15 protein-coding genes are annotated in these 14,556 nt (G+C 43.0%); 3 read left to right on the top strand and 12 right to left on the bottom strand.

Annotation, left to right across the window (positions count from 1 at the left end):
* Nucleotides 1-82 precede the first annotated feature (82 nt).
* Nucleotides 83-529 carry a YkgJ family cysteine cluster protein gene (locus tag ABWV45_RS09580; RefSeq protein WP_353351048.1) on the top strand — a complete coding sequence of 149 codons (447 nt, stop codon included), beginning with the start codon at nt 83-85 and terminating at the stop codon, nt 527-529.
* A 20-nt stretch (nt 530-549) separates the two neighbouring features.
* On the opposite strand, the gene ABWV45_RS09575 is transcribed toward ABWV45_RS09580, so the two are convergent.
* From ABWV45_RS09575 to prfB, 4 genes are all read right to left on the bottom strand, one after another.
* Complete coding sequence (locus ABWV45_RS09575) at nt 550-1,272, bottom strand: uracil-DNA glycosylase (RefSeq protein ID WP_353351046.1); 723 nt, start codon at nt 1,270-1,272, stop codon at nt 550-552.
* Between the two features lie 6 nt (nt 1,273-1,278).
* A complete protein-coding gene (locus ABWV45_RS09570; RefSeq protein ID WP_353351044.1) occupies nt 1,279-2,034 on the bottom strand; it encodes a hypothetical protein in 756 nt (251 codons plus the stop codon).
* Nucleotides 2,035-2,176: 142 nt separating this feature from the next.
* A complete protein-coding gene (lysS, locus tag ABWV45_RS09565; RefSeq protein WP_353351042.1) occupies nt 2,177-3,715 on the bottom strand; it encodes a lysine--tRNA ligase in 1,539 nt (512 codons plus the stop codon).
* 200 nt (nt 3,716-3,915) lie between these two features.
* Nucleotides 3,916-4,957 (bottom strand): peptide chain release factor 2 gene (prfB, locus tag ABWV45_RS09560; protein WP_353351256.1). Its coding sequence is split into 2 segments (ribosomal slippage): nt 3,916-4,938 and nt 4,940-4,957, totalling 1,041 coding nucleotides; the frame shifts between segments, so codons are not numbered across the junction.
* A 205-nt stretch (nt 4,958-5,162) separates the two neighbouring features.
* Here prfB and ABWV45_RS09555 point away from each other — a divergent pair.
* Entirely contained in the window at nt 5,163-5,720 is a 558-nt protein-coding gene (locus ABWV45_RS09555) for a hypothetical protein (RefSeq protein WP_353351041.1), read from the top strand.
* Here ABWV45_RS09555 and ABWV45_RS09550 read toward each other — a convergent pair.
* Nucleotides 5,717-6,109: a DUF6122 family protein gene (locus tag ABWV45_RS09550; RefSeq protein ID WP_353351039.1), complete on the bottom strand. Its 393-nt coding sequence runs from the start codon at nt 6,107-6,109 to the stop codon at nt 5,717-5,719. The genes ABWV45_RS09555 and ABWV45_RS09550 overlap by 4 nt on opposite strands.
* 2 nt (nt 6,110-6,111) lie before the next feature.
* Nucleotides 6,112-6,390 (bottom strand): peptidylprolyl isomerase, encoded by a 279-nt coding sequence (locus tag ABWV45_RS09545; RefSeq protein ID WP_353351037.1) that lies wholly within the window; start codon nt 6,388-6,390, stop codon nt 6,112-6,114.
* 97 nt (nt 6,391-6,487) lie between these two features.
* Here ABWV45_RS09545 and ABWV45_RS09540 point away from each other — a divergent pair, with 97 nt between their 5' ends.
* Nucleotides 6,488-7,030 (top strand): YaeQ family protein, encoded by a 543-nt coding sequence (locus tag ABWV45_RS09540; protein WP_353351035.1) that lies wholly within the window; start codon nt 6,488-6,490, stop codon nt 7,028-7,030.
* 46 nt (nt 7,031-7,076) lie between these two features.
* On the opposite strand, the gene ispH is transcribed toward ABWV45_RS09540, so the two are convergent.
* From ispH to murJ, 6 genes are all read right to left on the bottom strand, one after another.
* Nucleotides 7,077-8,021 carry a 4-hydroxy-3-methylbut-2-enyl diphosphate reductase gene (ispH, locus tag ABWV45_RS09535; protein WP_353351033.1) on the bottom strand — a complete coding sequence of 315 codons (945 nt, stop codon included), beginning with the start codon at nt 8,019-8,021 and terminating at the stop codon, nt 7,077-7,079.
* A 4-nt stretch (nt 8,022-8,025) separates the two neighbouring features.
* Nucleotides 8,026-8,457: an FKBP-type peptidyl-prolyl cis-trans isomerase gene (gene fkpB / locus ABWV45_RS09530; RefSeq protein WP_353351031.1), complete on the bottom strand. Its 432-nt coding sequence runs from the start codon at nt 8,455-8,457 to the stop codon at nt 8,026-8,028.
* A 17-nt stretch (nt 8,458-8,474) separates the two neighbouring features.
* Nucleotides 8,475-9,002: a signal peptidase II gene (gene lspA, locus ABWV45_RS09525; protein ID WP_353351029.1), complete on the bottom strand. Its 528-nt coding sequence runs from the start codon at nt 9,000-9,002 to the stop codon at nt 8,475-8,477.
* Complete coding sequence (gene ileS, locus ABWV45_RS09520) at nt 9,002-11,908, bottom strand: isoleucine--tRNA ligase (protein ID WP_353351027.1); 2,907 nt, start codon at nt 11,906-11,908, stop codon at nt 9,002-9,004. The genes lspA and ileS overlap by 1 nt, the downstream gene beginning before the upstream one ends.
* A gap of 8 nt (nt 11,909-11,916) precedes the next feature.
* Nucleotides 11,917-12,843, bottom strand: a complete 927-nt coding sequence (ribF, locus tag ABWV45_RS09515) for a bifunctional riboflavin kinase/FAD synthetase (protein ID WP_353351025.1) — start codon at nt 12,841-12,843, stop codon at nt 11,917-11,919.
* Between the two features lie 98 nt (nt 12,844-12,941).
* Nucleotides 12,942-14,516 (bottom strand): murein biosynthesis integral membrane protein MurJ, encoded by a 1,575-nt coding sequence (gene murJ, locus ABWV45_RS09510; RefSeq protein WP_353351023.1) that lies wholly within the window; start codon nt 14,514-14,516, stop codon nt 12,942-12,944.
* Nucleotides 14,517-14,556 lie beyond the last annotated feature (40 nt).

Below are 14,556 nucleotides of genomic sequence, written 5' to 3'. Positions count from 1 at the left end.
ACAATCCATTTCGATTTGGGGTCGCTATTGGGGCTCATGGGCATTAAAATAGCCATCCTATCCCTTAGTCGAAGTTTAACCTGTGTCCGATAGCGTACAAATCATCGAAACGACAGATATCACATCAAGTAATAAGTGCGATTTTTGCTCGGCCCTGTGCTGCTCGTACATCACTCAAGAACTAGACACGCCAAGAACCATGCACGCCTTTGATGTATTACTCTGGCAAATCGCTCATAAGGGAGTTCATGTATTCAAAGATGGTAATGGCTGGTACCTCCTAGCTATGACAAAATGTGAATATGTCATGCCGGATAACCGCTGCGGCATTTATGAAACCCGCCCAATGATTTGTCGCGAACACAGTAATGATGCCTGCGAAAAAGAAGTACCTATAAATGAAGGGTGCGATCTCTATTTCCAGACATTTGAAGAACTCGATAGTTACTGCAGAAAACGTTTTAAAACTTGGGATAAACGCCTAGAAAAATTTGAAGCCGAGCGAGCAAAAGAAAAAGCTAATAAGTAACCCCAAGGGAAATGATCAAGCTAAAACTCAAAGCCCAATGTATGGGGCTGATTTTCAGCCAGATTCCAGTTTACTTCTGTTTTCCCTTGGCTTCGTAAATAAGCATTGCACTGTTTAAAACAGCCCGAGCTCAAAAAGGCAGTGAAATCCTTGCCCTGCTTGCTGGCCCCTAAGGGGCTAGGATGTGAGGTTTTAATTACGCTATGTTTATTGGTGTCAATGTTTTTACACACTTCATGAGCAAAGCGTCCCCAAGCTAAAAATACAACTCCTTGTTTATTTTTATTAATGTAATCTATACATGCTGATGTAAATATTTCCCAGCCTTGTTTGCTATGACTGGCAGGCTCTCCTTCCCTGACCGTTAAGCACGCGTTCAGTAACAATACCCCTTGTTTGGCCCAATCTTCCAAGTTACCACTATGAGGAATGGTCGTATCAAACTCTAAGCTGATTTCTTTGAATATATTTTTCAAAGACGGGGGGATTTTAATCCCCTCAGGAACACTAAAAGATAAGCCATGGGCTTGCCCTGCACCGTGATATGGGTCTTGCCCAATAATCACAACTTTCAATTGTGTAAAATCTGTAGCCTCAAATGCATGCCATGTATTTTTTTCGCTAGGAAACACCGTGGATTGTTTGCGCTCGACCTCAACAAAGCGCAATACATTTTTAAAATACTCCTGAGCCAACTGCGCTTGGAAAAATGGCTGCCATGATGAGGGGATTGCGTCAAACATGACTAATTACTCGCTGTCTATGTCGCCGTTTTTTGACTTAGTTGCGTATTGCTCTTTCGCTACTTCATACATACGGTAAATAAAAATAGTAAATAGAGGCATCACAATCACTTGCAAAGCAAACTCTAAAATAGCAATTGCCATTGTGCCAAACGCAATCATCTGACCCACTAGTACTAACAATACAAAGTAAGCCAGCATAATAAATGTCAGCAACATAAATCCACGAAAGATTAATTTATTCTTTTTAGTCAGTTGGTTACTGGCCTTTAGGGCATCAATAGGTGACGTACCATCCGTTAAGGTGAAATAAATTGCAAAGAAGCAACGATACAAGAAAAAACTCATTGGAATCATAGCAATTATAGCGATTAAGCCCGCTTGCAATTGCTCATCTTGAATTCCGGACGCCAAAACACTGCCAACAATTGCCCCAGGAATCATACTGAGCATGGTAACAAGGCCAAAAACCATAGACGTGAGAATGACTGGGAAAAACTTCTTCAGAGTCAATTGAAACCCAGCGGCTAAGCTGTCGTCTTGATCTTTAGAAAACTGATGCACAAACACCAACATGTAAATAGAAAAGAACATGCTAAGGACCATCACCAGTAACATACCTAAAATGCTAGGCTGGCCCCCACCAACAAATGCCACCATTAACAACGGCATGATGCTGGATGCCACACTTAGCCAAAAAACCTTATTGAACACACGACCATAAAAATTAAGGCTTTGTTTTAAAATATCAACAGCTGTCATAAGTATCTCTATGTATCTTAAATATGGTTAAACGCGAGGCTTGAGTATATCGGCAGGAGAAGTGAGAAGCGAGCAATCTGGATTTTGATGGCTCACCCTTCCCTTTCGGGAAGAGCTAATCCATCAAACTGCAAAAAGCGCCTTATTTTATAGGACGCATATGTGGGAACAAAATAACGTCTTTAATGGTTGGACTATCGGTAAATAGCATCATTAAACGGTCAATACCAATGCCTTCACCAGCGGTTGGTGGCATTCCGTACTCAAGGGCTTGGATGTAGTCTGCATCGTAATGCATGGCTTCATCATCACCTGCATCTTTTTCATCCACTTGACGCTGAAAACGCTCTGCTTGATCTTGTGCATCATTAAGCTCAGAGAAACCGTTTGCTAATTCACGACCACCAACAAAGAACTCGAAACGGTCAGTAAAGAACGGGTTATCATCACTACGACGGGCAAGTGGTGATACTTCCCAAGGGTAAGCAGTAATAAAAGTAGGCTGATCCAATTTATGTTCAGCGGTTTCTTCGAAAATTTCACACAACCACTTACCTGGGCCCCAAACGCTTTGTTTAGGCTCATCTTTAATGCCCACTTGCTTGGCGTATTCTTTTAGTTTTTCAATATTGTTTTCGCAATCTTGAATCACAGCAGGATCAAATTCAGGGTTATATTTGATCACGGCATCGGCCATGGTGATACGCGTAAACGGTTGCGCAAAATCGTAAACCACTTCACTTACAACATTACCTTCACTGTCTTTTGTGGTGTTTTTAATATCGGTTGTACCCATGACATCTTGCGCAAGAGTACGCAACATATCTTCTGTGGTATCCATCAAATCATGGTAAGTTGCATAGGCTTGATAAAACTCAATCATGGTGAATTCAGGGTTATGACGAGTCGATAGACCTTCGTTACGGAAGCTGCGGTTAATTTCGAATACACGTTCAAAACCACCTACCACCAAACGCTTAAGGTTTAGCTCTGGGGCAATACGCAAGTACATACCCATATCTAATGCGTTGTGATGTGTCTCAAATGGCTTAGCAGTTGCACCACCTGGAATCACTTGCAGCATTGGGGTTTCAACTTCCATAAAGTCACGTTCACTTAAATAACGACGAATTCCTGCCACTAATTTTGAACGTACTTTAAATAATGCGCGTGTATCTTGGCTCATGATTAAATCAATATAGCGCTGACGGTATTTGGTTTCTTGGTCTGCAAGACCATGGAACTTGTCTGGCAACGGACGCAGTGATTTAGTTAGCATCACTAAGTCTTCTACTTGCGTCACATTAACGTATAACTCACCTTTACCGGATTTATGTAACGCTCCGCGAGCACCGATGATATCGCCTAAGTCATAAACGCTTTTGTAATTCACTTCTTTCTGAACTGACTTATCAATATAAACTTGAATAGTGCCAGAGGTGTCTTGAATTTGAGCAAATGGCCCACGCTGAAACATAATACGACCAGCAACGGCCACTTGATTGTCTTGCTCTTCTAGAGTTTCTTTATCGAATTCGCCAAATTCAGCTTGTAACTTAGCCGCCACGTGTTTTCGATCAAAATCGTTCTTGTGTCCATTAGCTGGGCAGCCCTCACGCAGTGCATCTAATTTTGCACGACGTTCAGCGATCAATTTATTTTCATCACGTGGTTCAGTCATTTTGTTACCTTTAAACGAGAGACGTGATACGAGAGATGTAAGACGCTCTATTAATTAAACTTAATCGTTGAAATTCTTTGCCGGACAACGTCCGGCCTATTACTGCTGACTCATTTCCTACATGCATAATTTTTTACAATTATGCAAAGACAAGAGCTTAAACACATCTCTCATCTTACATTCGTCATCTAAGCTGAGGGTCAAAGACCCGCTTTAAGAGACGCCTCCATGAACGGATCCAACGCCCCATCCAACACCTGCTGCGTATTCCGGTTTTCTACACCTGTTCTTAAATCTTTAATGCGTGAGTCATCCAACACATAGGAACGAATCTGACTGCCCCAACCTATGTCACTTTTAGTGTCTTCAAGGGCTTGGCTTTCAGCATTGCGAATACTTAATTCAAGCTCATACAGTTTGGCTTTCAACTGCTTCATGGCTTGGTCTTTGTTTTTATGCTGTGAACGCTGGTTCTGACATTGTGTAACCGTATTGGTTGGTACGTGGGTAATACGTACCGCCGACTCTGTGGTGTTTACGTGCTGCCCACCAGCACCACTGGCACGGTATACATCGATTTTTAAATCCGCGGGGTTAATGTCAATTTCAATATTGTCATCAACCTCAGGGGATACAAACACAGAGGCAAACGATGTATGACGACGGCCACTTGAATCAAACGGAGATTTACGCACTAAACGGTGCACTCCTGTTTCGGTGCGCAGCCAACCAAACGCGTATTCGCCTTCAAAGCGGATTGTGGCACTTTTGATACCGGCCACTTCACCAGCAGAAGCTTCCATTAGCTCGACTTTAAAGCCTTTGGCTTCTCCCCAGCGCAAGTACATGCGTAAAATCATTTCTGCCCAATCTTGTGCCTCTGTACCACCTGAGCCTGACTGTATGTCTAAATAGGCATGGCTTGGGTCCATTTCCCCAGAGAACATACGACGAAACTCAAGTTTTTCCAGAAGCGCTTGTAGCCCTTCAAGTTCAGACTCTACTTCGGCTACGCCGTCAGCATCATCTTCATCAACGGACATTTCAAGTAGCTCTTCGCAATCATTAAGCCCTGTGTCCATACCGTCAATGGTATTCACCACCGCTTCAAGGTTTGATCGCTCGCGGCCTAGCTCTTGAGCTTTTTCTGGCTCGTTCCAAATAGCCGGCTGGCCAAGTTCTAGTTCAACTTCTTGTAAGCGCTCTGCCTTTGTCTCGTAGTCAAAGATACCCCCTAAGCATGTCTGTACGTGCTTTAAGGTCTTTAATCTGATTAATGATTGGTTGAACTTCCAAGGAAACTCCTAGGGGCAAAGCCGTTATGTAAAATTAGGCGCGAATTTTACCCAAGTTGAGCCATTAAAAATAGGCTATGGCACAATAATATGCACTAGCGAAGAGCCGAAATCCGAGCTATATTAAATTAAGCATTTAAACGGTGTGAAAAATGGCCAGATACGCCGCTCCTATACTTTTACTCTTCATTTCCATCTGCGCTCAGGCCATAGAGCCAGAGAAACTTAAACCTGCCATTTCTCGACTTGTTAGCCTCTCTCAATCCGCTGATATCATTGAAATTATCAATACCCATAGTAAGCCTCAGACCATACGTTACATGCTTAAAATGGATCAATTATGGCGTACTCAAGAAGGTATCTCTGATAACGTACTAGATCCAGCAGCACAAAAAATATTGCAGTCATTCATGGCTCAGAACTCAAATTTCTTTATTGAAGTAATTTTAATAGGACAATACGGTGAAACGTTAGGTTCAATACCCAAAACCTCAGACTATTGGCAAGGGGATGAAGCTAAATTCAAACAAGTCATGGGGTATGACGAAGTTTTTATTGACGCACTTAGATGGGATGAAAGCACCCAAACCATTAGTGCGCAAATTTCTGTTCCCATTTACTTTAACAGGGATATTATTGGTGTATTAACAGGGGCAGTTGAAGCCAGCTTAAAAGCATTAGGTAATGCAAAATTTCGCTCAACACCTTAGCTAAGCTGCATCCAAATACAATCCAGCCCATCTAGCAGCATATGTATAATCAAACCTAACCCCACCCATCCCATTACTCGCTGCCAAGTTCTGATAGGTTTGTTCATACCATGCAGCAACACTGGCCAAGTGACCATCACAGCATATATCGCAAAGGCCCACACCTGATGAAGAGGATGAAACAGAATACTGCACCGATCAGCTTTATAAATAGGGGTTGCCAATAAATGATCAACATCCACCACCATAGTGGCCAGCATGATCAGAAATACAAATTTGATATTCCCTCGCTTCGCACAAAACCAAGCCACAATAAGCGGGACTAATCCATGCAACATCATATGTAAGATTGGTCGATTTTCATTCAACCACACAACGACACTTGTCATAATTAACTGCGATATAAGGTTTTAATCAAATGATAGCCAAATTGGGTTTTAATTGGGCCATGGATTTTTAATATTGGGCGCTTAAACACTACGTCATCAAACGCTTTTACCATATCACCTTTGTGAAACTCGCCTAGGCTTCCCCCATTCTTCTTGCTGGGACAAGTACTGTATTTTTTCGCTAATGCTGCGAAGTCTTCACCTTTAGCTAGTCGCTCTTTAAGTTTTTCAGCTAAAGCTTTTTCTTTTACTAATATATGACAGGCACTTGCAACTGGCATAAGTACTCCAAAGGGTTAATGCACTAAACGGACTATTTTAACGTATAATGACTCGCTTGATGATGCCGATTTGCATCTATTAATAAACGAGTATCAAATGGCATTAAACGCAGACATTTTTAAAGTTCAGGTTCATATCAGTGATATGGATCGCCACTACTACCAAAGCCACGCTCTTACCATAGCGCAACATCCTAGTGAGAACGACTTACGCATGATGGTGCGGCTCATGGCCTTTATATTAAACGCTACAGAAGAGCTAAGCTTTACTAAAGGTCTGAGCTCACAAGATGAGCCTGAACTATGGCAAAAGACATTAAGCGATGAAATTGAGCTGTGGATTGAATTAGGGCAAATCGAAGAAAAACGCCTACGCCAAGCCTGCGGTAAAGCCCAAAAAGTAATTATTTACACTTATCACGATAAACAAGCCGAACCTTGGTATGCACAAATGCAAAAATCATTTGCGCGACAAAAAGACTTAAACGTCTATCACATCAACAGTGAGACCTGCGAAGAGCTTGCTAAACTGGTGACAAAAAATATGGATATTCAGGTAAGCATTCAAGACGGCGAAGTATTCATTAGTAGTGATCAAGGACAAGTAAGCTTCACGCCTACTTTGCGTTATCCTGTTTAAACAAAAAAACGGAGCCTTTAGCTCCGTTTTTTTAGTTAACTGACCATTAAACTTCTTTTAAACGAAGCTCTTTTGGTAAACTAAAGGTGATGTTTTCTTCACGACCTTTTAATTCCAAAGGCACGCTTCCGCCTAACTCTTGTACCCGTGTCACAACTTGTTTGACTAATACTTCCGGAGCGGAAGCACCGGCTGTAATTCCAACTTTCGTTTCACTACCAAACCAATCGGCTTGTATTTCATCGGCATTATCAATGAGAAACGCTTTTGCTCCCATGCGTTCACCCAATTCACGTAACCGATTAGAGTTTGAACTATTTGGGCTACCTACAACCAGAATTAAATCCGATTGAGTGGCTAAATCCTTTACAGCATCTTGGCGGTTTTGCGTGGCATAACAAATATCATCGGTTTTTGGCCCATGAATTTTTGGAAATTTAGCTCGTAACGCCTTTATGACTTTAGCCGTATCATCCATAGATAATGTTGTTTGACTCACATAAGACAGTGCATTGGGGTTAACTGGTTCGAGTGCTTGCACATCTTCTTCGTCTTCGACTAAATAGATTTCTCCACCTGCCGAGTGATCATATTGTCCCATGGTACCTTCCACTTCTGGATGTCCCTTATGACCAATTAAAATCACCTCACTGCCTTTTTTAGCGTAGCGCGTCACTTCCATATGCACCTTAGTTACCAACGGGCATGTGGCGTCAAATACTTTTAGACTTCGGTCCTTGGCTTCTTGCTGAACCGCTTTGGATACACCGTGAGCACTGAAAATTACGATGCAATCATCTGGCACTTCATGCAGCTCATCAACAAAAATCGCTCCGCGATTGCGAAGGTCATCTACCACAAATTTATTGTGTACCACTTCATGACGCACATAAATGGGCGGCTCAAATAATTCCAACGCGCGATTAACAATATCAATAGCGCGATCAACACCAGCGCAAAAACCTCTAGGGTTTGCTAAGGTAATATCCATGACTTTAAGCATCACTCACGTTTAAAATTTCAACATCAAAGGTAAGCTGCTTACCCGCCAGCGGATGATTAAAATCTACAATCACAAGATTATCTTCCACCTGCTGAATCACACCAGGCAGTTCAGCTTGGTTCGCATCAGCAAACGACACAACCATACCTACTTCTAATTCCATATCCGCCGCAAAGTCACTGCGTTTCATGTGTTGAATGTTATTTGGATTAGGCTGTGAGAACGCTTTTTCAGGTGGTACAACGAAGCTCTTTTTATCACCTGCTTGTAAACCAATAATCAGCTCTTCAAACCCTTCTGGTAAATTACCATCACCTACTTTTAAAGTTGCAGGTGCGCGATCAAAAGTACTATCGACCACTTGGCCATCCGCTAATTTCAATGCGAAATGGAGTTCTACTTGTTTGCCTTGTGCAATCTGCATAACCAATACTTCACCTCTTAATTTGATGAGTTCGATGACTTATTTTGGAAAAAGAAACCATCAATCAAATATATGGCCGCACCAACTGAAATGGCACTATCGGCAATATTAAATGCAGGGAAATATTTATTCCCCCAATGTAGATGAATAAAATCCACCACATGGCCATAGGCTAAGCGATCATATAAATTTCCAAGCGCACCACCAATGATGAGGGCTAACGCTACTGCTAACCACTTTTCAGTTTCTTTTAATTTCATCAACCAAACGCACAAGACGCCGCTAAAAGATATGGCAATAACGGTAAAAAACCAACGCTGCCAACCGCTTTCATTAGCTAAGAAACTAAACGCGGCTCCTTTGTTATAGAGCAAAGTTAAATCGAACATTGGCAACACATAAACGGGCTGTGCGTATTGCAAAAAATTCTCAGCCATTTGCTTAGTGACTAAATCTAAAATGATGGTTAACAATGCTAACCATAACCATTTCAAACGAGACACTTGCAAGCCTGTAAATTGCTCTTTCATCCACTGATTTAGCATTAAGCGTAGGTCCTTTGCTCACCGTCACCCGCTACGTTTTCAACACAACGCCCGCATAAGTGTTCGTGATCCTTATTCGTACCGACATCTTCACGGTGGTGCCAGCAACGATCACATTTTTCATGTTCACTGGCAGTAACCGATACTCGTAAGCCTTCAATTTCGGTGGCTTCGCCTGCATGTGCATCGAACGCTTTTACGTCTGCAGTTGAAGTGATGGTCACAAAGCGTAGCTCATCACCTAAACTAGCCAAGTCTTGCGCTAACTGACCATCTACATATAGGGTCACTTCTGCGCCTAAGCTGGCACCGACGGTTTTCTCGTTACGGGCTTTTTCTAATAATTTGTTTACTTCGGTTTTCACGGTCATGATACGACGCCAGAAAGCATCATTGTATTTTTCATCCTGCCCTGCAAACAAACCATCATACCACTGGCTTAACAGCACACTTTCTTCACGCTGGCCATTAACTGGAGCGGGTAACTGCTCCCATGCTTCTTCTGCCGTGAAGCTCAAAATTGGAGCCATCCAGCGCACCATGGCCTCGGCCACATGATACAAAGCAGTTTGAGCTGAACGACGTGCAGCCGAATCCGCTTTAGTAGTGTATTGACGATCTTTAATCACATCTAAGTAAAAACCGCCCAATTCATTTACACAGAAATGATGCAGTTTTTGATAAATGTTCATCAACTGATATTCGTTGTAATGATTTTGAATTTCGCCTTGCAATTTATTGGCTTGATCCACAATCCAAGCGTCTAATGGCAATAGTTCATTAGCGGCCATCATGTGTTGGCTTGGTTCAAAACCATTAATGTTAGCCAGTAGGAATCGAACCGTATTACGAATACGACGATAAGAATCCGCGGTGCGATTCAGAATCTGATCACTCACAGTCATTTCGCTAGAGTAATCGGTAGAAGCAACCCATAAACGTAAAATATCAGCACCCAGCTTGTTCACCACGTCTTGAGGTGACATAACATTACCTAGAGACTTAGACATTTTTTTGCCATCGCCATCTACAGTAAAACCGTGAGTCAACACTGTTTTATAAGGTGCCTTACCTCGGGCACCTACACTGGTTAGCATGGACGATTGAAACCAGCCTCGGTGTTGGTCTGAGCCTTCTAAGTATAAGTCAGCGGGCACCTGTAGTTCTTCGCGCTCTTCTAGTACGGCTGCATGGGTTACCCCTGAGTCAAACCACACATCTAAAGTGTCAGTAATTTTTTGGTAGTCGTCAGCGTCTTTTCCAATAAGCTCACTTGGCTCTAATTCAAACCATGCATCAATGCCTTCGGCTTCAACTTTTTTAGCCACCACTTCCATTAGTTCTTGTGTATTAGGGTGCAGTTCACCTGTTACTTTATTGACAAATAAAGTAATGGGTACACCCCAAGTACGTTGACGAGAAATACACCAATCAGGACGTGAACCCATCATGGCTTCGATACGGGCTTTACCCCAGCTTGGACGCCAATCCACTGAATTTTCTACTTCGTGCATGGCTTGTTCTAACAAACCACCTTGCTTCATGGAGATAAACCACTGCGGCGTAGCACGGAAAATAATTGGCGACTTGTGTCTCCAGCAGTGAGGGTAACTATGAGTTAGGTTTTGCTTTTTAAGTAACGCGCCCTTCTCATTTAAAATGCCCAGTACTTTAAAATTACCTTTATCCGCTACGCTCAAGCCAGAAAGTTCTAATGCACTTAGCGCTTCGTTTTCGATAAACAGACCTTCGGCATTGACCAGCATGGCTTTAGAGGTAATACCGTATTTATTCGATACAACATAATCGTCTGCACCGTGAAACGGGGCCGTGTGAACAGAGCCAGTACCAGAATCGGCTGTTACGTGTAAACCTGTGATAATAGGTACAAATTTTTCCGCGGCACCGTCATCACTTGGCATGAACGGATGTTTCACACTAAAAGGTGCACTGTCACTCTCTTCAAGTACCCAGCCGAAATCAGCACCTTTTGCAAAGCCGATAGTGTCAAAACCATCTTCTTCTATGCCATAGCGGGCAGTAGCATCACTAACTAAATCAGCCGCTAAAATAATTAATTCATCTGCTTCTTTTAAATGTACTAATGCGTATTCAATTTCAGGATGAACCGATACGGCCTCGTTTGCTGGTAACGTCCAAGGGGTAGTTGTCCAAATAACAATACTGGCTGTTTTACCTGAGTAATCGGCTGCGTCTTTTTCAAGTTTGAACTTGTTTAATAGATCCGCTGTATTTTGAAAGGCAAATTTCACATCAATAGAAACCGATTTTTTATCTTGGTATTCCACTTCTGCTTCGGCAAGTGCTGAGCCACAATCCATACACCAATTAACTGGCTTTTCGCCTTTATGTAGATGACCGTTATTAATGATACGGCCAAGGGTGCGAATGATGTTGGCTTCAAATTTAAAGTCCATGGTTAAGTAAGGGCGATCCCAGTCACCCAGTACCATCAAACGCTTAAAGTCATTACGCTGACCATCAACTTGGGTTTGTGCGTATTCGCGGCATTTCTGGCGAAACGTTTTTGCATCTACGGCCACACCAGCTTTGCCAATTTGTTTTTCAACGTTTAATTCAATTGGCAAACCATGGCAATCCCAGCCTGGAATATATGGGGCGTCCTTACCATTAATGGTTTGTGCTTTGATGATGATGTCTTTTAGTATTTTATTCACTGAGTGACCAATGTGAATATCACCATTAGCGTACGGAGGGCCATCATGCAAAATGAATTTTTCACGTCCAGAACGAGCGTTACGAATGGCTCCGTATAAATCCATGTCTTGCCATTTTTTCAATGTGGCAGGCTCACGCTTTGCCAGATTTCCGCGCATCGGGAAATCGGTTTCTGGAAGATTAAGTGTTGATTTATAGTCGGTCATTTTGGCTCTTACTGTTCGTTAAAATAGGCCTTAGCCAATTGTATATCTTGCTGAATTGCCGCTTTGAGTTCATCTAAACCGTTAAAGCGCTTTTCATCTCTTATTTTATGTTTGAACGTCACTTTGATTCGCTGGCCATATAAATCACCAGTAAACCCAAATAGGTGAGGCTCTAAAATAGGCGTCAATGTGCCTACCGTTGGGCGCATTCCGATATTTGCTACCCCTTGAAAATGCCCTTGTTTAGTGGACACCTCCACCGCAAATACACCCACCAATGGGGTGTGATTGCGCTTTAATAATACATTGGCCGTGGGTACACCAAAGGTACGGGCCAGTTTTTGTCCATGGGCTACTCGCCCTGTAATGCTGTATTCACGCCCCAATAGGGATTGAGCATGGCTGAGGTCTGCATTTTGTAGAGCTTGACGCACAAGGGTACTACTAATGCGCTCCCCTTCTTGTTCCACTGTGCGAGTATCTTCAACACTGAAGCCAAATTGCTTGCCACTTTGCACTAAAAAGGCAAAGTCTCCACTGCGATCACAGCCAAAACGAAAGTCATCCCCAACAATAAGGGCTTTAACGTTCAGGCCATCAACCAAAACCTGCTGCACGAATTGCTCCGCCCGTAATCCTCTAAAACGCTGATTAAAGGCCACGCACGTCAGCGCATCTATATTTTGCGCCTGTAATAAATCAACTTTTTCAGCCAAGGTAGACAGTCTTGCAGGTGCTGTCGAAACGTCAAACCACTCTTTAGGTTGAGGCTCAAACACCATGACTGCAGCTGGTAGACCTAGCTGATTGGCCGTCTGCTTTAGTTTATTTAACACTCGTTGATGCCCAAGGTGTACGCCATCGAAGTTACCGATAGTTAAAACACAACCTTGTGGATAGGACTTAATGTTATGTAACGAGCGAAAAAAATGCATAGAATGACGGCAAAATAAAAGCCCGCATTATAAAGGAGGCAAGGCCCAGTGAATAGCCATTGACGGACACTGAGCACCTGAAAACTAAATTTATGTGACTAAACCCCTGTACGGGCAGTCAAATCTTTAAAACGCACACCTAAAACCACTAAAGTCAAACCATAAACCAGCACACCCGCACCCACAATTAAAGCCATCCAGCTCATGCGCTGCCACTCGGTAAACTGCAGCCACTGTGTCACCTCAGGGTTGATACTCATAATGGTGATAACCAAAGTAACATTGGCCAGTGCAATGCGACCAAGCCATAACGGCCAACCTTGCTGGGCTTGATAATAACCCGCTTTCTTCAACCCCCAAAACAACCAAAGCGCATTTAGATACGCAGATAAGGTGGTCGCTAAAGCCAAACCTGTATGGGCCAACATGAATACTAAAGGCAGATTAAACACCATGTTTGCCAGCATGGCGCGAATGCCGATTTTCACTGGGGTTTTGGTATCTTGGCGAGCATAAAAGCCCGGAGCCAGTACTTTAATCAACATAAATGCTAACAGGCCCGCGCCGTAAGCCATCAGGCTTAACGACATTTTTTGCACATCAAACTCCGTGATTTCACCCCGATAAAAAATGGTGGCCATTAGTGGCGTTGCCAACAAAATGAGGGCTAACGCCGACGGCACTCCAATTAACAGCACCATGCGAATCCCCCAATCTAGGGTAGCACTAAATTGCTGCTGGTTTTGTGCTGCGTGCTTTTGCGAAAGACTGGGTAAAATCACGACAGCAATAGCAATGGCAAAAATCCCCATTGGTAATTGGGCTAAACGATCAGAGTAATACAACCAACTAACTGAACCACTTTGTAGGAATGAAGCTAGCAGGACATCCAATAATAAGTTTATTTGGCTGACCGACACACCAAATAGCGCGGGCACCATTAAGGTTAAAATGCGCTTCACCCCTGAATCACTCAAAGCCACCTTGGGTAAGGCCAACAAGCCAAGTTTCATCACAAACGGCAATTGGAATCCTAACTGAGTAACACCCGCCAGCAACACCCCCCATGCTAGCGCCATCAAGGGCTCATCAAACCAAGGTGTAAAATAAAACGTCGCCAGAATAAGGCACAAATTAAGCAAAACAGGGGTTACCGCGGGAACGGCGAAATTACCATAGGTATTCAGCACACTGCCATAAAAGGCCGTCAGGCTGATTAACAATAAATATGGAAACGTTATACGCAACAAATCACTGGTTAAGGCAAATTTAGCTGGGTCCGATGAGAAACCTGGGGCAAAAATCCAAGTTAAAATAGGCGCGGCCGCCACTGCCAAGATAGTAAATGGGCCAATAATCGCTAACAATGAGCCGGAAACCGCCTTCACCAGTGATTTAACGTCTTTCTCTTGTACCTTGTATTCCGACAATATTGGCACAAATGCCACACTAAAGGCCCCTTCAGCGAATAATCGGCGAAAAAAGTTCGGTATTTTAAACGCCACAAAGAAAGCGTCGGCCCGCGCGCCAAAGTATGAGGCCACCAATATGTCTCGGGCCAATCCCAATATACGAGATAACAAAGTCATGACACTTACAATTGACGATGAGCGTAACAGGCCCGACTTTACTGGGGTTGGCTGAGGATTAACAGGTTGTTCGGGATTACTCATACAAGCAGACTTAAGCCGTTGTTTTCATTAAAAGTTAATT

The sequence above is a fragment of the Oceaniserpentilla sp. 4NH20-0058 genome (genome assembly GCF_040371755.1).
Lineage (GTDB): Bacteria > Pseudomonadota > Gammaproteobacteria > Pseudomonadales > Oceanobacteraceae > Bermanella.
This window is presented reverse-complemented; position numbering and strand designations above follow the sequence as displayed.

Bases quoted from the DNA above. Each gene is read 5' to 3' on its own strand.
- ABWV45_RS09575 (WP_353351046.1), bottom strand. From the start codon at position 1,272: ATGTTTGACGCAATCCCCTCATCATGGCAGCCATTTTTCCAAGCGCAG.
- ABWV45_RS09570 (WP_353351044.1), bottom strand. From the start codon at position 2,034: ATGACAGCTGTTGATATTTTAAAACAAAGCCTTAATTTTTATGGTCGT.
- lysS (WP_353351042.1), bottom strand. From the start codon at position 3,715: ATGACTGAACCACGTGATGAAAATAAATTGATCGCTGAACGTCGTGCA.
- ABWV45_RS09555 (WP_353351041.1), top strand. From the start codon at position 5,163: ATGGCCAGATACGCCGCTCCTATACTTTTACTCTTCATTTCCATCTGC.
- ABWV45_RS09550 (WP_353351039.1), bottom strand. From the start codon at position 6,109: ATGACAAGTGTCGTTGTGTGGTTGAATGAAAATCGACCAATCTTACAT.
- ABWV45_RS09545 (WP_353351037.1), bottom strand. From the start codon at position 6,390: ATGCCAGTTGCAAGTGCCTGTCATATATTAGTAAAAGAAAAAGCTTTA.
- ABWV45_RS09540 (WP_353351035.1), top strand. From the start codon at position 6,488: ATGGCATTAAACGCAGACATTTTTAAAGTTCAGGTTCATATCAGTGAT.
- ispH (WP_353351033.1), bottom strand. From the start codon at position 8,021: ATGGATATTACCTTAGCAAACCCTAGAGGTTTTTGCGCTGGTGTTGAT.
- fkpB (WP_353351031.1), bottom strand. From the start codon at position 8,457: ATGCAGATTGCACAAGGCAAACAAGTAGAACTCCATTTCGCATTGAAA.
- lspA (WP_353351029.1), bottom strand. From the start codon at position 9,002: ATGCTAAATCAGTGGATGAAAGAGCAATTTACAGGCTTGCAAGTGTCT.
- ileS (WP_353351027.1), bottom strand. From the start codon at position 11,908: ATGACCGACTATAAATCAACACTTAATCTTCCAGAAACCGATTTCCCG.
- ribF (WP_353351025.1), bottom strand. From the start codon at position 12,843: ATGCATTTTTTTCGCTCGTTACATAACATTAAGTCCTATCCACAAGGT.
- murJ (WP_353351023.1), bottom strand. From the start codon at position 14,516: ATGAGTAATCCCGAACAACCTGTTAATCCTCAGCCAACCCCAGTAAAG.